Origin of the sequence: Comamonas sp. CMM02 (genome assembly GCF_014851485.1) — a bacterium.
GTDB classification, from domain to species: domain Bacteria; phylum Pseudomonadota; class Gammaproteobacteria; order Burkholderiales; family Burkholderiaceae_C; genus Comamonas; species Comamonas avium.
In genome coordinates this window covers 219,956-238,111 of record NZ_JACUZW010000004.1, presented here as the reverse complement: position 1 = coordinate 238,111, position 18,156 = coordinate 219,956, and the positions used below count along the sequence as shown (strand labels likewise).

Annotated in this window: 16 protein-coding genes; 6 read left to right on the top strand and 10 right to left on the bottom strand. The window is 59.9% G+C overall.

All coding sequences use genetic code 11. The annotated features are described in order from the left end of the window. Positions 1 to 84: 84 nt before the first annotated feature. Positions 85 to 549 carry an azurin gene (azu, locus tag IB213_RS14660; RefSeq protein WP_192407454.1) on the bottom strand — a complete coding sequence of 155 codons (465 nt, stop codon included), beginning with the start codon at positions 547 to 549 and terminating at the stop codon, positions 85 to 87. Positions 550 to 989: 440 nt separating this feature from the next. Here azu and IB213_RS14655 point away from each other — a divergent pair, with 440 nt between their 5' ends. Continuing rightward, entirely contained in the window at positions 990 to 1,493 is a 504-nt protein-coding gene (locus tag IB213_RS14655) for a flavin reductase family protein (RefSeq protein ID WP_191722003.1), read from the top strand. 86 nt (positions 1,494 to 1,579) lie between these two features. Here IB213_RS14655 and minE read toward each other — a convergent pair whose 3' ends face one another. The 4 genes from minE to IB213_RS14635 form a co-directional block, all read right to left on the bottom strand. Beyond that, positions 1,580 to 1,843: a cell division topological specificity factor MinE gene (gene minE / locus IB213_RS14650; protein WP_191722002.1), complete on the bottom strand. Its 264-nt coding sequence runs from the start codon at positions 1,841 to 1,843 to the stop codon at positions 1,580 to 1,582. A 6-nt stretch (positions 1,844 to 1,849) separates the two neighbouring features. Next, positions 1,850 to 2,662, bottom strand: coding sequence for a septum site-determining protein MinD (gene minD / locus IB213_RS14645; protein ID WP_191722001.1), 813 nt, complete (start codon positions 2,660 to 2,662; stop codon positions 1,850 to 1,852). Between the two features lie 66 nt (positions 2,663 to 2,728). Then, a complete protein-coding gene (gene minC / locus IB213_RS14640; RefSeq protein WP_191722000.1) occupies positions 2,729 to 3,481 on the bottom strand; it encodes a septum site-determining protein MinC in 753 nt (250 codons plus the stop codon). A 120-nt stretch (positions 3,482 to 3,601) separates the two neighbouring features. After that, complete coding sequence (locus IB213_RS14635; protein ID WP_192407451.1) at positions 3,602 to 5,683, bottom strand: acetoacetate--CoA ligase; 2,082 nt, start codon at positions 5,681 to 5,683, stop codon at positions 3,602 to 3,604. 230 nt (positions 5,684 to 5,913) lie between these two features. Between IB213_RS14635 and ubiM the strand changes: the two genes are divergently transcribed. From ubiM to IB213_RS14620, 3 genes are all read left to right on the top strand, one after another. Beyond that, entirely contained in the window at positions 5,914 to 7,200 is a 1,287-nt protein-coding gene (ubiM, locus tag IB213_RS14630) for a 5-demethoxyubiquinol-8 5-hydroxylase UbiM (protein ID WP_225213975.1), read from the top strand. A gap of 245 nt (positions 7,201 to 7,445) precedes the next feature. Next, the gene (locus tag IB213_RS14625; RefSeq protein ID WP_191721998.1) at positions 7,446 to 8,738 is read left to right on the top strand and encodes a solute carrier family 23 protein; all 1,293 of its coding nucleotides are present in this window, start codon (positions 7,446 to 7,448) and stop codon (positions 8,736 to 8,738) included. Between the two features lie 385 nt (positions 8,739 to 9,123). Further along, on the top strand, positions 9,124 to 10,638 hold the full coding sequence (locus IB213_RS14620; protein WP_191721997.1) for an acetyl-CoA hydrolase/transferase family protein: 1,515 nt from the start codon (positions 9,124 to 9,126) through the stop codon (positions 10,636 to 10,638). A 138-nt stretch (positions 10,639 to 10,776) separates the two neighbouring features. Here IB213_RS14620 and IB213_RS14615 read toward each other — a convergent pair whose 3' ends face one another. From IB213_RS14615 to recQ, 4 genes are all read right to left on the bottom strand, one after another. After that, positions 10,777 to 10,920, bottom strand: a complete 144-nt coding sequence (locus tag IB213_RS14615; protein WP_191721996.1) for a hypothetical protein — start codon at positions 10,918 to 10,920, stop codon at positions 10,777 to 10,779. Between the two features lie 166 nt (positions 10,921 to 11,086). Then, positions 11,087 to 12,286, bottom strand: a complete 1,200-nt coding sequence (locus IB213_RS14610) for a threonine ammonia-lyase (RefSeq protein WP_192407449.1) — start codon at positions 12,284 to 12,286, stop codon at positions 11,087 to 11,089. A 145-nt stretch (positions 12,287 to 12,431) separates the two neighbouring features. Next, positions 12,432 to 14,102, bottom strand: coding sequence for an isovaleryl-CoA dehydrogenase (locus IB213_RS14605; RefSeq protein WP_192407447.1), 1,671 nt, complete (start codon positions 14,100 to 14,102; stop codon positions 12,432 to 12,434). 74 nt (positions 14,103 to 14,176) lie between these two features. Further along, a complete protein-coding gene (gene recQ / locus IB213_RS14600; RefSeq protein ID WP_191721993.1) occupies positions 14,177 to 16,042 on the bottom strand; it encodes a DNA helicase RecQ in 1,866 nt (621 codons plus the stop codon). A 233-nt stretch (positions 16,043 to 16,275) separates the two neighbouring features. On the opposite strand from recQ, the gene IB213_RS14595 reads away from it, so the two are divergent. Beyond that, positions 16,276 to 16,824, top strand: coding sequence for an acyloxyacyl hydrolase (locus IB213_RS14595; RefSeq protein WP_225213973.1), 549 nt, complete (start codon positions 16,276 to 16,278; stop codon positions 16,822 to 16,824). A gap of 77 nt (positions 16,825 to 16,901) precedes the next feature. Then, on the top strand, positions 16,902 to 17,327 hold the full coding sequence (locus IB213_RS14590) for a hotdog fold thioesterase (RefSeq protein WP_191721992.1): 426 nt from the start codon (positions 16,902 to 16,904) through the stop codon (positions 17,325 to 17,327). 74 nt (positions 17,328 to 17,401) lie between these two features. Here the strand turns inward: IB213_RS14590 and IB213_RS14585 are convergent, their stop codons facing one another. Further along, positions 17,402 to 18,154, bottom strand: coding sequence for an aspartate/glutamate racemase family protein (locus IB213_RS14585; protein ID WP_192407445.1), 753 nt, complete (start codon positions 18,152 to 18,154; stop codon positions 17,402 to 17,404). Between the last annotated feature and the right edge of the window lie 2 nt (positions 18,155 to 18,156).

Genomic DNA, 18,156 nt, shown 5'->3' with positions numbered 1-18,156 from the left:
GGCAGCCATTGTGGGGCATGCGGGCACATCAAAAAGCCTTGTGCATCAACATGGCACAAGGCTTGGCATCCCAGCTACGGCAACTTAGCTGCCCAGCTTGAGTACACCGCGCATGATGAACGAGTGACCGGGGAAGGAGCAAAGGTAGGTGTACTCCGTACCCGCCTTGAGCTTGGAGACATCAAAGTCAAACGTGGTGCTCTCGCCCCCGCCAATCACCTTGGAAAAAGCGATCACACGGGGATCCCCCGGTTTGACGTATTCCGCTGCTGCCCCAGCCTTCATGCCATCGGCGGCGGCAGCATTGGCGTCAGCAGTGGTGGTCAGCACAATGTTATGGCCCATGGACGACTTGGGCATCTTGCCGGTGTGCTTGAGGGTCATGGTGTATTTGGTGCAGGCCTTGGGCACCTCTACGCTTTTGATGTTAAACAGCATCTGGTCATTACCCTCGATGGTGATGGCGCAGTCTGCGGCCATGGCAGGGGTTGCGATTGCACCAGCAGCCAGCACGGCCACAGTCATCAAAGTCTTCTTCACGGTCAACATCCTTTGGAGTCGTTCAAGGTGAGGCAGCAGCAAAAAACTGCATCGATTCCAAATTTTGCAAGATGTGCCTTCAAAAAGACCGATTACCAAACCTACATGCAACAAATCACGCCTTTTAGCTGTTATTTTTTGACTCGCATCAAAGGTGATAACACCTCAGGTCAATGCTCTGCTTTTATTTAAATAGCTATCATCGCTTACCTGCAAATGATTTCAGATATAAATGACTTTGAAATCATTACAAACAAAGCGCTGATAGCTATCAAAAAACACAGCTATTGCTACCAGCTGTATCCAATGCGACTAACCCAGCGGATTGCGGGCACGCACAGCGTGCTGGCACGTGAGCAGACCAGCTAGCATGCGCCTGTATTAGCCCCACCCACACATCGCTCTGCCGCACTTTGCATAATTTATTCTCTTCTTCGATTTGCGCTGTTGTGAATACATCCCCTCTTGCGGTCCCTGCTCTTCCGCCCACCTTCACCGAACGAGACTTTCGCAATGCCCTGGGTCAGTTCACCACTGGCGTGACGGTGGTCACCACTGTGGACGCACAGGGCCATCCGGTGGGCATGACGGTCAGCTCGTTCAACTCTGTCTCTCTGGACCCCGCACTGGTGCTGTGGAGCGTGGCCCGCAGCGCTGGCAGCTACCAGGCGTTTGCACAGTGCAGCCATTACGCCATCCATGTGCTGGCCAGCCACCACAAGGATCTGGCTTTGCAGTTCGCCCAGCGGGGCATTGACCGGTTTGCAGGCGTGGCATGGCAGCCCAATGCGCATGGCGTGCCCTTGCTAGAAGACGCGCTGGCCACCTTTGAATGCCGTGCACGCAGCCAGTACCCGGAAGGCGATCACCTCATCATGGTGGGAGAAGTGCAGGACTGCCGCCATGCGGCCAACGCCAGCCCGCTGCTGTACCACAGCGGCAAAATGCGCTGATCGCACTGCACTGCCTGCATAAAAAAAACCGCAGACCCAAACCAGGGTGCTGCGGTTTTTTTGTGGCTGCAGTGAGCGGCTGGCGCTTAACGCGGCACGTCTGGCAGCTCGATTTTCACTTCCAGCACTTCCAGGTTTTCCTGGCGTTCCAGCTGTACTTTGATGTCTTCGGGGTTGATGGACACGTATTTGGAGATCACCGCCATCAGCTCGCGCTGCAAGGCCGGCAGGTAGTCGGGCTGAAAACCTGAGCCGCCGACGCGTTCGCGTGCCAAGATGATTTGCAGACGTTCCTTGGCTACCGACGCGGTTTTTTTCTTCTCACCCAAGAGCATGGAAATAATGGACATAGCTACTTACCTCCCGCCAAAGATGCGTTTAAAAAACCCGGGCTTGTGGGCCTCGGTAAAGCGCATGGGCTTGTCCTCTCCCAGAAAGCGAGAAATCACGTCCTTATAGGCTTCAGACACATCGGATTCATCCATGTGAATGGCTGGCACGCCCTGGTTAGAGGCCTGCAGCACCGTTTCTGACTCCGGGATCACGCCAATCAGCGGGATACGCAGAATGTCTTCGATGTCCTGGATCGACAGCATCTGGCCGTCCTCCACACGGTTGGGGTTGTAGCGTGTGATCAGCAAATGCTCTTTCACGCTGTGCCCATTCATCGCCTTGTCGGTCTTGGAGCCGAGCATGCCCAAAATGCGGTCCGAGTCACGTACGGAAGACACTTCGGGGTTGGTGGTCACCAGCGCCTCATCGGCAAAATGCATGGCCAGCAGCGCGCCGCTTTCAATGCCTGCAGGAGAGTCGCACACGATGAACTCAAAGCCCATGGCCGACAAATCATCCAGCACCTTCTTCACCCCTTCTTGGGTGAGTGCATCTTTGTCGCGGGTTTGCGAAGCAGCCAGTACAAACAGGTTGTCGCACTGCTTGTCTTTGATCAGCGCCTGGTTGAGGTTGGCCTCACCCTGAATCACGTTGATCAGGTCATACACCACGCGCCGCTCGCAGCCCATGATCAGATCCAGATTGCGCAGACCGACGTCAAAGTCAATCACGGCGGTCTTGTGGCCGCGCAAAGCAAGGCCAGAAGCAAAACTTGCGCTTGTGGTGGTTTTGCCAACGCCACCTTTACCAGAGGTCACTACGACAATTTTGGCCATGTTTGCGGGATTCCTTAAAGAAGCATCTTGTAAAAATACGGTTCAGAGGGGACAGCGGCTGAGGCCTCATGCTAAACGCATGGGCTCAATCACCAATTTTTCACCCTCTAGACGGGCTTGTGCAGGCTTGCCCGCAATGTTTTTGGGCAAGTCGTCTTCCAGCGCCCGGTAATTGCCTGCAATCGACAGCAGTTGCGGCTCCATGCAGGTGCTGAAAATACGGGCCTCGGTATTGCCTCGAGCCCCCGCCACTGCACGCCCACGCAAAGGGGCATAGATGTGCACATTGCCGTCAGCAATCACTTCGGCACCATAGCTCACCACCGCCATCACGACCAGATCGCAGCCTCGTGCATAGACCTGCTGGCCCGAGCGCAGGGGCTTGTCCACAATCATGGCATTGGGCGCGGGGGCTGGCACTTCGCGCAGCACTTCTACCTCACGGATCACCTCCACCTCACGCACCACTTCCTTGGTGCGCACCGGGTGCGCGTCTGGAGCGGGCATGAGGCCTGCGGCATGGGCTGCCGCCATTTGCTCGACCGAGCCATTGCACACCGCCACCGGCACCGTGCGGTGGCGCTTGAGCAGCTTGATCAGTTTGGGGAAATCAATGGCATCTGTGCTGTCACGCACATGCTGCAAGTCGATCAACACAGGGTCGTTGTCGAAGAAATCGGGATCGTCTGCCAAGCGCTGCGCCAGATCCGTTGCCAGCACCGAGACTTGGGTGTCCCGCAATGCCACGGCCATCACGGCAAGCTGTGCACTTTTAAGATCAAAGCTGGATCGGGCTACGCCCTGCGAGTCAACGGCCATGGTGAGGAGTGCGGTTAGAAGAAGGGGCGCGAACTCAAAACGTACGAAGTGTACCCCGCAAGCTTATACAGCCAATACGGCACCATCGGTGCCATACCACAAGGTGCATGCCCACCTTTTTCAGACAGGGGCTGCATGGGCCTGTTTTTTCTGCTGTGCATAGTCCACAAACCACCCCAGGCTGCCGGGGTTGGCCATGGTGTCCTGGTTCACCACTTTGGCCAGCGGCTGGCCCAGCAGCAGCTTCTTGATCGGCAACTCCTGCTTTTTACCAGTGAGCGTGCGTGGAATCTCTGCCACCTGAACGATTTCATCGGGCACGAACCGCGGTGACAAGGCCTGCCGGATGGCGGCCGCCAGTCTGGCGCGCAAGGCATCATCCAGCAGCAAGCCCTCTCGCAGCACCACAAACATGGGCATAAAGCTCTCGCGCCCCAGGTATTCCAGGTCCACCACCATGCTGTCCAGCACCTCGGGCAAAGCTTCTACCGCACTGTAGATTTCGCTGGTCCCCATGCGCAGGCCATGGCGGTTGATGGTGGCATCACTGCGGCCATAGATGGTGCAGCCGCCATCGCGGCTGACCTTGAGCCAGTCACCGTGGCGCCATACGCCGCCCATCTCTGGCGCGCCATCTCCACCGCCGGGCTGGCGGCCATGGCCTGCCGGGTACATGTCAAAGTAGCTGCTCAGATAACGCTGGTTGCCCTGGTCACCCCAAAAATACAAAGGCATTGACGGAATAGGCTGGGTACACACCAGCTCGCCCACGGCCTCGCTCACGGGTTCTCCCGCCTCGTTCCATGCCTGCACTGCCGCGCCCAGCATGCGGCATTGCATTTCTCCCACGTGCAGGGGCAGTTCGCGGTTGCCGCCAATGAAGGCACCGCAGAAGTCGGTACCTCCAGACAGGTTGTTCCACCAAATATCAGGGGTGCCCATGCGCGCAAACTGCTCCGTCCCCCACGCCTGAACATCGGGCGATAAAGGCGAGCCCGTGCTCCCCAGGCCCGTGATGCGGCTGAGGTCACCACAGGCAGCCAGATCCAGCCCGGCTTTCATGCAGTTGGCATAAAAGGCAGCGCCCGCACCAAAGCTGGTCACCCGATGGCGCGCGGCAAAGCGCCACAGCACACCCCAGTCCGGCTGGTCTTTGCTGCCCCCGGGGCTGCCGTCAAAAATCACGCAGGTGGTGCCGCCCAGCAAGCCTGCTACCTGAGAGTTCCACATCACCCAGCCGGTCGAGCTGTACCAGTGAAAGCGCTCGCCCCAGCTGGCCGGGTCGTAGCTGCAGCCCACATCGTTGTGCAGGGCTTTCATGGCCAGCGCCACCAGCACAATGCCGCCGTGGCCGTGCACGATGGGTTTGGGCAAACCAGTTGTGCCGCTGGAATACACAATCCACAGGGGGTGATCAAACGGCAGCCATTGCGGGGTGAACGCAGCCACCGCGGCATCGTCGCGGGCCACGGCATCGCTCCAGCTGGCGCAATCGGCCACAGGCTGCGTCGCAAAAGGTGTGTGCAACACCAGCATGTGCTCTACGGTGGGCAGCTGTGCCCGCAGCTCACTGGCAATCTGGCCGCGGTCCATGGCTTTGCCTGCGTAGTACACGCCATCTACCGCAATCAGCACCTTGGGTGCAATCTGCTTGAAACGATCGAGCACCGCAGCGGTGCCCATGTCGGGCGAGCACACGCTCCACACACCGCCCACGCTGGCCACGGCCAGGAAAGCCACAATCGTTTGCGCAATGTTGGGCAAATACGCAGCCACACGATCACCGGGCTGCACACCTTGCGCCTGCAGGTGCAAGGCCAGCGAAGCCACCTGACGGCGCAGCTCGGGCCACGACAGCTCGCTGACCTGTGCCAGCTCATTTTCAATCACCACAGCAGGCATGCCTGCCGCATGCGCGGCATCCACATGGCGCAGCACCTGCTGCGCGTAGTTCACCTGCGCCCCCGGAAACCACTGCGCCCCCGGCATCACATTGCGGCCCAAGGCGGCACTGTGCGGCGTGGGTGACTGCATCTCAAAGTAATCCCACACGCTTTGCCAGAAAGCATTCAGATCGGTCACCGACCATTGCCACAGCGCGTCATAGCTGTCAAAACGCAGGCCACGCTGCTGCTCCAGCCACGTCTGGTAGCGGCGAATCATGGGAATGCGGCGGATTTCAGTCGGTGTAGATGTAGGCATGCCTACAGCCTAGCCGGGTGTCTGGTAGTGCACCATGCCAGCGCCACGGATTGACAAACGGCAAGCTTTCTACCGCTGATCCGGTTTCTCAAGAAGTCGCACCCATGCCATGCCATTGATGCAGTGCAAGCCACCAGCCAGTCAAATCGACGCACAATGCGCCGTCAGCACTGACAAAGACAGCCCTCCGACCGGGCCACAATAGGCCCACTTCCACAGTGATTGCACACATGTCCATGAACACCGATGTCCTCATCGTGGGCGCAGGTCCTGCCGGCCTTTCGCTCGCCATCTCCCTGGCCCATGCGGGCTTGCAAGCCACGGTTCTGGAACTGCAAGACGAAGCTCAACTGGCCAACCCCGCCCCCGATGGGCGCGAAATCGCCCTGACCCACCCCAGCGTGCAGACCTTGCAGCGCCTGGGCACCTGGGCGCGCCTGCACGACCACGAGATTGGCTCCATCCGCGAAGCCATCGTGCACGACGGCCCCGTGGGCCAGCGCACGACGCTGGACATCGTCTCTGAAGGCAGCGGCACCGATTATCTGGGCCGCATCGTGCCCAACCACGCCCTGCGCCGCACGGCCTGGGACGTGGCCAGCAGCACCGCCGGGATCAAGCTGATTACTGGCGCACGCGTCACCAAGGTCAACACCTGCAGCACCCACGCCGAAGTGCACTACACCACAGAGGACAAGGGTGCACGCGTCGATGCCGCACCATTGATTGCTCCGCTGGTTGTGGCCGCAGACAGCCGCTACTCTGCAGTGCGCCGCATGCTGGGCGTGGGCGCGCAGATGACGGACTTTGGCCGCAGCGTCATCGTCTGCCGTCTGAGCCACACCCAGCCGCACGAAGACAAGGCCCATGAGTGCTTTGGCTACGACCGCACCCTGGCCATCTTGCCGGTGCAGCCCGACCCTGAGACCGGCGAGCTGCTGTGCTCTGCCGTGGTCACCACCGACTCTGCCGATGCGCAGCAGCTCATGCAGCTGTCGCCCGAGGACTTTGCGGCCCACGTGCAGCAGCACTTTCAGCACCGCCTGGGCAACATGCAGCTGGTGGGCGAGCGCCACATTTACCCCTTGGTGGCCACTTACGCACACCATTTCAGCGGCGAACGCTTTGCCCTGCTGGGTGATGCTGCCGTAGGCATGCACCCGGTCACAGCGCACGGCTTTAATCTGGGACTGTCTGGCGTAGAGCGACTGACGGCAGTCATCGTCGCAGCACACGCTGCCGGGCAAGACTGGGGCAAGGCCAGCGTGCTGGCACCTTATGCCCAAGGCCACCACCGCCACGCATGGCCCATCTTTCAGGGCACCAATACGGTGGTCAAACTGTTTACCGATGCCCGCCCTGTGCCCCGCCTGGTGCGCCAGGCGCTCATTCAGGTCTCACGCCGCATGCCGCCCGTCAAGGCTGCCATCGTGGCGCAGCTCACCGGGCGCAGCCCCTGGGCACTGATCAGCCGCCAGTTGCCGCGCCCGCCGTTTTTTCCGCGCAACAGCCGCTGAAAAAACCACCGTCAAAGATATGAGTGGCTTACGCCCATGCACGCTTGTTTTCAAATGCATTTCACATTGAAGTCAAGCACACACAGGCGTCAGTAGCTCCTAAAAATAGAGTTTCGTAAAAATCACGCTGGCACGTTGTCTGCTATCCCTTAGCTGACAGGCAGGCACGTGTGCGCTGCATGGTCATGTCGCGCACGGAGGAAAGCCTCTAACATCGCGCCAGCAATTTTTACGGAGCAATAAAAATGGGAATGTTTTCCTGGACTGAAAAGTCCTCCGCCGTGCTGCAAAACGGCGGTGTTATCGGGCCAGACGAACGTCTGCCCTGGGGCCAGACCAGCCTGATGGGCATTCAGCACGTGATCGCCATGTTTGGCTCGACCGTGCTGGCGCCCATCCTCATGGGCTTTGACCCCAACGTGGCCGTGCTGATGAGCGGTATCGGCACCTTGATCTTCTTTCTGATCACAGGCGGCAAAGTGCCCAGCTATCTGGGCTCCTCGTTCGCCTTCATCGGTGTGGTCATTGCCGCTACCGGCTTTGCCGGCCAGGGTGCCAACGGCAACATTGGTGTAGCGCTGGGCGGCATCATCATGTGCGGCCTGGTCTACACGCTGATCGGGGTGCTGGTGCACATCATTGGCACAGGCTGGATTGAGCGCTTCATGCCACCTGTTGTCACTGGCGCCGTGGTGGCCGTGATTGGCCTGAACCTGGCAGCTATTCCCGTCAAGAACATGGCGGCCAGCAACTTCGATGCGTGGATGCAGGCTGTGACCTTTGTATCCGTAGCACTGGTGGCCGTGTTCACCAAGGGCATGCTGCAGCGCCTGCTGATCTTGATTGGCCTGATTGTGGCCAGCATCATCTACGCCGTGCTGACCAACGGCATGGGTCTGGGCAAACCCATCGATGTCAGCGGCATTGCCAACGCCGCCTGGGTGGGCCTGCCCACCTTCCACAGCCCGGTGTTTGAAGCCAACGCCATGCTGCTGATCGTGCCTGTGGTCATCATTTTGGTGGCAGAAAACCTGGGCCACATCAAGGCCGTCACAGCCATGACCGGCAAGGACATGGACAAGTACATGGGCCGCGCATTCATCGGTGACGGTGTGGCCACCATGGTCTCTGGCTCGGCTGGCGGCACCGGTGTGACCACTTATGCAGAAAACATCGGCGTGATGGCTGCTACCCGCATCTACTCCACCGCCGTGTTTATGGTGGCTGCAATGCTGGCGGTGCTGCTGGGCTTTTCACCCAAGTTTGGCGCGCTGATTCAGGCCATTCCGCTGCCTGTGATGGGTGGTGTGTCCATCGTCGTCTTTGGCCTGATCGCCATTGCGGGTGCCAAGATCTGGGTGGACAACAAGGTGGACTTCTCCGACACCAAGAACCTGATCGTGGCCGCTATTACCCTGATTCTGGGCACCGGCGAGTTCACCCTGAAGTTTGGCGACTTCGCTCTGGGCGGCATTGGCTGCGCCACATTTGGCGCCATCATCATGTACGCCCTGCTCAGCCGCGCCAAGACCCACTGATCACCGCGCTGTACAGCAGCATCTGGTGTGCAACCGGCCCTTGAACGGGCCGGTTTTTTTATGTGCTGAAGACACGTTGTGCCTCTTTGCCGCAATCTAGGTGTTTACCCTTAATCAATTGGTGTGAGCAAGCACTTCTCTGCGCTGTCATTAATTCCAAAGGGTTAGAGACGCTCAATCACTGCCACGCTATTCTGTAGCAAAGGGTTAACACTGATACCATCGCCCTCGGAGATTGGGACTTGCAGAGATGCATGCAGAACCACAACAGGCGCACTATTGCGTGCCCGCATTGGGGTGGATACACACCCCCCTGCGCATCTCTCGCATCCTAGAAAAGCCGCCCCAGCAGGTGGCTTGTATTTGCAAAGTTGGAGAAACCTCGATGAGCCTGGCAGACCGCGTCCGCTACCCACAATTTCACAATCGCATCATGTCGGCCGAAGCCGCCGCCGCCCTGATTCCGCATGGCGTCAACGTTGGCATGAGCGGCTTCACCGGTGCGGGCTACCCCAAAGCGCTGCCCCAAGCCATTGCAGCACGTGCCAAAGCTGAGCACGCCGCTGGCAAGCCTTACAAAATCAATGTGTGGACCGGGGCCTCTACCGCCGCCGAATGCGATGGCGTGATGGCCGATGCGCACGCACTGGGCCAGCGCCTGCCCTTCAACACCGACCCGACAGCGCGCAAGGCCATCAATGCTGGTGAAATTGATTTCATCGACATGCACCTGTCGCACGTGGCGCAGCATGCATGGTTTGGTTTTCTGGGCCCCATGAGCGTGGCCGTGGTGGAAGTGCTGGGCGTAACCGCCGATGGCCTGCTGATTCCCTCCACCGCAGTGGGCAACAACAAGACCTGGCTGGAAATTGCCGACAAGGTCATTTTGGAAGTGAACACCAAGCCGCCCGCCAAGATGGAAGGCATGCACGACATCTACTACGGCACGGCCATTCCGCCGCGCCGCATGCCCATCAACATGACGCATGCCGACGACCGCATTGGCGAGCCTTACCTGAAGGTAGATCCGGCCAAGGTCATTGCGATTGTGGAAACGCACAAGGGCGACCGCGACAACGTGTTTGCCGCGCCCGACGCCAACTCCAACACCATTGCCTCTTCGATCATCGACTTCCTGGCGCACGAGATGAAGATGGGCCGCCTGCCCAAGGAAATGCTGCCGATTCAGTCGGGGGTGGGCAACGTCGCCAATGCCGTGCTGGCAGGCCTGCAGCACAGCCCGTTTGAAAACTTGCTGGGCTTTACCGAAGTGCTGCAAGACGGCATGCTGGAGTTGCTGCGCACCGGGAAAATGAGCAAGGCCTCTGCCACCTCCATTTCGCTGGGCGCTGCAGCCTGCAAGGACTTTGAGGACAACATCGACTTCTATCGCGAACGCATCATCTTGCGCCCGCAGGAAATCTCCAACCACCCCGAGCTGGTGCGCCGCCTGGGCATCATTGCGATGAATTCGATGATCGAAGCCGACATTTACGGCAACATCAACTCCACCCACGTCATGGGCACGGGCATGATGAACGGCATCGGAGGTTCGGGCGACTTTGCGCGCAACGGCTACCTGTCGTTCTTTGTGACACCTTCCGTAGCCAAGGACGGCAAGGTCAGCTGCATCGTGCCGATGTGCTCGCACGTTGACCACACGGAACACGACACGCAGATCATCGTCACCGAGCAAGGTCTGGCCGATTTGCGCGGCCTCTCGCCCAAGCAACGCGCCAAAGTCATCATCGACAAATGCGCCCATCCGGACTACCGCCCCATGCTGCACGACTACTTTGACCGTGCACGCAGTCAGGGTGCACAGCACACCCCTCACATCCTGACCGAGGCACTGAGCTGGCACCAGCGCTTTGTCGACACAGGCGACATGCGCGCTTGATGCTGCGGGCACGCTACGTGCCCTGATTGGCCGCCTTCGGTGGCTCAACGGTCACGAAAAAAGCCAACTGCTTTGCAGTTGGCTTTTTTATGGTTGAACTTTGCGCCGTTGAAAAAAACTTTTCGCTCAGCGCCCCCTTTAGGCCATCTTCACCGCAATAAAGGCCAGCAGAAACATCATGGCGGCCCCAACCAGAGGCAGCACCACAGGCATCACGTGCACTACGGCTTCCACAGCATCTTCGGGCGGCTGTGTCACAGCAGGATCGTGGGATTGATTCATCAACAAGACCTCCTTACAGCAAGCGGGTTACACAAAGACCGGGTGTCTCAGACACCACGGCTGGCAATTCATTCTAGGCAGCACGCTGCGTACTTCGCCACAGGCAAACCCTGAGACTGCTGTCAGACCAGCAGATGCCTGCAGCAGCACTTCAGGAACAGCCGCTTTACACGCGCACGGCTTCCATGCCCGCATCCCGCAGGGCTTTGAGCACCTGCTCAATGTGCTGCGTGTTGCGGGTTTGCAGGACAAAATCGATTTCAACATTTTGAGCCGCCAGCATGGTGAAGGCGCGCTGGTGGTGCACCTCTTCAATGTTGGCCCCCGCCTCAGCCACGGTGGCGGTGATCTTGGCCAGCACACCGGGTATATCGCGTGCGCTCACGCGGATGCGCGCCAGCCGCCCGGATCGCGCCATGCCGCGCTCGATGATGGCTGCCAGCAGCAGAGGATCGATATTGCCGCCCGAGAGCACCAGGCCCACCTTCTGGCCCTTAAATTTGTCTCGGTGGCGGATCAGGGCTGCCAGTCCTACAGCGCCAGCGCCTTCTACCAGCGTCTTTTCAATCTCCAGCAGCATGAGCACCGCCTGCTCAATATCCCCCTCATCCACCAGCAACAGCTCATCCACCCGTTCGCGCACCACTTGCTGGGTGATCTGCCCCGCAGTAGCGACTGCAATGCCTTCGGCAATGGTGGAAGTGCCCATGGGCAAATGGCTGCCGTGCACGGCATTGAGCATGGACGGGAAACGCTCGGTCTGCACCCCCACCACACGCATGCCGGGCTTGAGCGCCTTGGCTGCCGTGGCAATGCCGGCAATCAGGCCACCACCGCCAATGGCCACCACCAGGGTGTCCAGATCGGGTTGCTCGGCCAGCATTTCCATGGCCAGCGTGCCCTGTCCTGCTGCCACGGCTTCATCGTCAAACGGGTGAACAAAAATCAGGTTTTGTTCTTGCGCCAGTTGGTAAGCATGCTGGCGTGCGGCTTCCAGCGTGTCACCGTGCAGCACCACTTCTGCGCCAAATCCACGGGTGCGCTCTACCTTCACACCAGGCGTAAAACGCGGCATGACGATCACCGCACGCACGCCCATGCGCTGCGCGTGGTAGGCCAGCCCCTGGGCGTGGTTGCCCGCGCTCATGGCGATCACACCTCGGGCCTTTTCTTGCTCCGTCAGCAGCTGCAGCCGGTTGCAAGCACCACGCTCTTTGAACGAGGCCGTGAACTGCAGGTTTTCAAACTTTAAAAACACCTGTGCACCAACAATGTCGGACAGGGTTTGCGATGCCACGCAGGGCGTGTGCAACACGTGGTCGCGCAGGCGGGTGGCGGCGGCTTGGATATCGGAGTAGCTCAGCATGGTGTGCACATTCTGTCCCAATGTTTCAAAGCCCCAGCCCATGCCGCTGCAAAATTCTTTTCAGCTTCGCTGAGCGCCTTGCACTTTTGAATGCTGCATTTCCATGCCTGCCCCATGCGTATTGCTTGTTGTCTTGCGTGGGTTGCTACGTACTTTTCACTGTCGGCAGCGCACGCTCCAAAATGACCTGAATGTCTGCCGGTGGTACAGCAATGGCTCCGACCACCCAGCCTGAAGCCGTTGTGCCCAGCCGGGTGGCAATGAATGCACCGGCCACTTCCTGGGGCGCATGGCTGCGCAGCAAGCACGCCTGGGCCACCAGCACCAGTTGCTGTACGGTATGGCGCGCGTGGGCTTCTTGCAGCGCAGGAGGCTGGCGCAGCATCTGCGTCAAATCCTGCAAAGTTTTTTGCAGCAGCGGCGCTTGCGATGCTTGCTGGTGCAGGTCCTGCAAAAGCAGGGCCGCCGCTTCAGGCTCTTTGGCCATGGCACGCAGCACGTCCAGACACATGATGTTGCCCGAGCCCTCCCAGATGGAGTTGACGGGCGCTTCGCGCAGCAAGCGCGCCAGCACGCTGCTTTCTACATAGCCATTGCCACCCAGCACTTCCATGGCTTCGGCCGTGCATGCCACCGCACGCTTGCACACCCAGAACTTGGCCGCTGGCGTAAGGATGCGTTTCCACGCGCGTTGCAACGGATCACTTTCCAGCTCGAAGGCCTGTGCCAAACGCATGCCCAGCTGCATGGCCGCTTCACTCTCCAGTGCCAGATCTACCAGCACGCTGCACATCAAAGGCTGCTGCGCCAGAGCTTTGCCAAACGCCTGCCGCTGGCGCGCATAAGACAGTGCCTGCACGGTGGCCGTGCGCAAGATGGCTGCACTGCCCAGCACGCAGTTAAGCCGGGTCATGCTCGCCATTTCAATGATGGTCGCAATGCCACGCCCCTCTTCCCCCATGAGCACAGCGTAGGCGTCTTCAAACTCCACCTCACTGCTGGCATTGCTGCAGTTGCCCAGTTTTTCTTTGAGGCGCTGAATGCGCACCGCGTTGTGCGTGCCATCGGGCCGCCAGCGAGGGACCCAAAAGCAGGCATGACCACCTTCTTCGCCCACGCGGGCCACCACCAGATGTGCGTCACTGGTGGGCGCAGAAAAAAACCATTTGTGCCCACGCAGCAGGTACGCCGCACCACGCCCACCCGCTCCAATGGGCGTTGCCATGGTGGTGTTGGCGCGCACGTCAGAGCCGCCTTGTTTCTCGGTCATGCCCATCCCCAGCCAGACAGATTTTTTCCCCGCAATCGGGGCATCGGCTGCGTCATAGGAATGGCTGAACAACGGTGTTTGCAGCGCGTGCCACAACGCCGCTTCTCTGCGCAGCAGGGGAATGGCCGCGGTGGTCATCGTTGCCGGGCACAACGTGCCCTGCTCGACTTGTCCATGCAGATAAAAACCACCGGCCCAGGCACTCCAGCGGCCCGGCTGCTCGTTATCAAACGGCAGGCTGATCAGCCCCTGCGCTCGGTACATGGCCATCAGTGCATGCCACGCCGGGTGAAACTCCACAGCATCGATCACACGCCCGCGGGCATCAAAACGCTGCAAAGCTGGCCCATGCTGATTGGCCAAACGGGCCAGCTCCCAGGTATGCCGTGCACCCAGCTGCTGGGCATAAGATTGCAGTTGCGGCAGCCACGCCTGGGCACCTGCACGTTCTAAGGCTGCGCACAGCGCGGGATCAGCGTTGAGCAGGTTCACATCGATCAGCTCATCGACCTGATTGTGAACTTCGTGGGTGTCCCAAGGGTTCATCACACGCCTCCTTTGTAGAGCACGCTCAGTCTAGGAGAGGCTGAACCCTGCACCAACAGGGTCAACGCTAGCTGCTAGTTGCTCAGCCCGACAACGCGCAGCACTTCCTGTCCGTAGGCTTCGAGCTTTTTCGCGCCAATGCCGCTGATGCCTTGCAGGTCGTCCAGTGTTTGCGGGTTGCGCTCGGCAATCCCCACCAGGGTGGCGTCGTTGAAGATGACGTAAGCGGGCAAATCGTGCGCCTTGGCCACCTCGGAGCGCCAGGCCTTGAGGTTGATGAAGCGCACCTGTGCATCCGGCCCCAGATTGATGGCCGCCGCGCTGGTGGGTGATGTGCGCTTGCTGCTGCGCGTGCGTGTGGCAGCCACCGATTCACGCAGCAGTACCTGCATGCCTCCGCGCAGCACCACACGCGATTGCGGTGTGAGGGTGAGCGTGTCGAACACGTGGCCGCTGTTCTCACTGGTGACCTTGTGCAAGCCCAAGGCGCCGGTGGCCAGCAACTGGCGCATGACACCGCGCAACTGCTGTTCTGAATATTCCTTGCCAATGCCGAACGTCGAAATCTTGTCATGCAGATACTGCGTGACCTTGTCCGTCACCTTGCCGCGAAGCACATCCATGATGTGGCCTGCACCAAAAGTCAGCTGGCTCATTTCATGCACGCGAAAGATCGTGGACAGCAGCTTGCGCGCAGCGTCGGTGCCATCCCAGATGGCGGGCGGGTTCAGGCAGTTATCGCAATTGCCACAAGGCTGCGATGCTTCGCCAAAGTACTGCAGCAGGCGCTGGCGGCGGCAGTCCGTGGCCTCGGCCAGCGTCAGCAAGGCATCGAGCTTGCCGCGCAATGCGGCCTTGAATGCTTCATCGGCATTGCCTTCGTCAATCATGCGCCGCTGGTTGAGCACATCCGAGATGCCATAGGCCATCCATGCGTGTGCAGGCAGGCCATCGCGCCCGCCGCGGCCAGTTTCCTGGTAGTAGCCTTCGATGTTGCGCGGCATGTCCACATGTGCCACAAAGCGCACATCGGGCTTGTCGATGCCCATGCCAAACGCAATGGTGGCCACCACCACAATGCCGTCTTCACGCAAGAAGCGGTTTTGGTGCAGCTGGCGCGTCTCCGATGGCAGGCCCGCGTGGTAGGGCAAGGCGTTGATGCCGTTGTCCTGCAACGTCTGCGCCAGCTCCTCCACCCGGCGGCGCGAGAGGCAATAGACCACGCCAGCTTCGCCTTCATGGTCGTTCTTGATCAAGCGCACCAGCTGGTTGGTCACGTCTTTTTTCTCGACGATGGTGTAGCGAATGTTGGGCCGGTCAAAGCTGCTGACAAACTGCTCGGCCTGCTCCAGATGCAGACGCTCGACGATGTCAGCGCGTGTCAGGTCGTCTGCCGTCGCCGTCAGTGCAATGCGTGGAACGCCCGCGTAGCGTTCGTGCAGCACGCTCAGTGCTCGGTATTCGGGCCTGAAGTCGTGCCCCCACTGGCTGACGCAATGCGCTTCGTCAATCGCAAACAGGGCCAGCTGGCCCTGCGCGAACAAGTCATCCAGCAGGCCCAGAAAACGGGGGGTGACCAGGCGCTCGGGGGCCACATACAGCAGCGTCAGCTGCCCGCTTTGCATTTGCCATTCCACATCCTGCGCCTGCTGCCAGTCAAGTGAGGAATTGAGAAACGCGGCCTTGACGCCCGCCTCATGCAGGGCCCCCACCTGATCGTGCATGAGTGCAATCAGGGGCGAGACCACGATGGCCACGCCATGACCTTGCTGCTGGCGCACGATGGCCGGTATCTGGTAGCACAGGCTTTTGCCGCCGCCCGTTGGCATCAGCACCAGGGCATCGCCTCCGCCCGTCACATGCTCCACAATGGCTTGCTGCGGCCCACGAAAGGCGTCATAGCCAAAGGTATCTTTCAAAACGGAGTGAACGGCGGACACAGAGAGACCCAATCCAACAACAAAACAAACATCGAGGGCAGTCAGCCCGCCAGGCGCTTATTGTGCGCTGAGGTGCACTTTGCTGAGGGCAAACACATATTTATGGTTTTTCGGCCATGCTTTGTCGAATTCGGCTTGCAGAAAATTGGGTTGTGCGTGGCCAAGATTTAACTGTATTTCCATAAAACACAACGCTTCGCTTTGCCAGCTGAACGCACAAAGGAGAAATAGATATGGTCTACAAGTCTTTCATGATGGCTTCGGCGGGGTTGCTGTGGGCAGCCTCGGCACTGGCACAGACCGCCCCGGCCCCGACGATGTACGTGCAGGCAGGCGCTGGCGACCACCGCAGCGCAGCACTCACGGTGGGTGCCACCTTGCCCTGGCGCAACTGGTCATGGAATCTGGGCAGCGGCACCGTCAGAGGCCATTGGGATGCGTATGTGGGGGGCTGGTCTGGAAAAGATCCGTCGGATCACCGCTTTACCACGGCAGTGATCGGCATCGGGCCCAGCCTGCGCTGGCGCGGCGCGCAAGGCACATCGCCCTGGTTTTTTGAAGCGGGCACCGGCCTGATGGTTTCCAACAAATATTTCTACAACGGTGACGAACGCATGGGAACGCGCTGGAACTTTGCATCGCACCTGGGTCTGGGCCGCAACTTCGGCTCGGCTTCTCAGCATGAGCTGTCGCTGCGCGTTCAGCATGCCTCCAATGCGGGCATTAAAAAACCCAACCCTGGTATTAACTTTCTACAGCTGCGCTACGCCCGGGCGTTCTGAGAAACTGTCACGCAGTTAACAACAGCGCCACCGACAACGCCGCATGATGCGGCGTTGTCGCTTAGGAGAACATGTGTATGTCGATCTGGCTCAAACCCACCCAACTGGATGAAATCAACGCCCGCAGCGCCAATACGGCCGTGGCCCATCTGGGCATTGAAGTGACCGAGGTTGGCAACGACTTCCTAGTCGGGCGCGTACCGGTTGATCACCGCACCAAACAGCCTTTTGGTTTGCTGCACGGTGGTGTCAGCGTGGTGCTGGCAGAAACACTGGGGTCGATTGCGGCCTACCACGCCAGCCCTGAAGGGCATGCGGCCGTCGGCCTGGACATCAACGCCAACCACCTGCGTGCGGCACGCAGCGGCTGGGTGACTGGCACCGCACGCCCGGTGCACATCGGAAAAACCACCCATGTCTGGCAAATCGACATGGTCGACGACAGCGGAAAGCTCACCTGCGTGTCTCGCATCACCATGGCCATTCTTGCTCCCAAAGACTGACGCAGCGGCTGCGCTGCGCCACTGAAAAAAAGCTTCGCATGCGAAGCTTTTTTTATGGATGGCGCCAGCCTTTGCTAGCGCTCATAGGCCTGCCTGGCCAGGGCCTGGGCCAGTATCCAGGCGGGGTCAATCAGCTGCACACCCTGGGCTTGCGTCGCCTGGGGCAATGCCAGTGGAATTTCGGTGCACCCCATGATCACGGGCACATCGCCATAGCGTGCGCGCATGGTGGACAGTACGTCGCCAAAACACTGCGTCGCCAGTGCCAAGTCTGCACATTTCACCCCGTCATAAATGCCTTGCATCAGCCGTGCAATGCCCTCAGCGTCGGGCACCAGCGGGGCAATGCCGCAAGCGCTCAGGGCCTGGTCATACAGGCCTGTCTGGTACGTGCCTGCCGTTGCCAGCACCATGGCTTGCTGGGCCCCTTGTGCCTGCAGATGCCGCGCCGTCTCCTGGGCAATGTGCAGCACCTGCAACTGCGGAAACTGGGCCTGCAGCTGCCCATGCCAGACATGGGCCGTGTTGCAGGCCACCGCCACACTGCCAACGCCCAGCGCAGCCAGACGCCCCATGCCTTGCAGCATGTGCAGGGCAGGCCCGGCTGGGCCTTGCGGGTCTGTGCGCAGAGCCTGCGTGCGGTCAGGTATGGGCATTTGCACCAGCCAGTGTTCAGGGAATGCCTGATCACGCACCGCATGCCCATGTGTGTGCAGATACGTGGTGCACGCCTGCACAAACAGGCGTACGAAGTCGGCTCCGGCAGCAGGCCCCATCCCCCCCAAAATACCAACGCTGCGTACGGGGAACCCGCTACCAGAAGCCATTT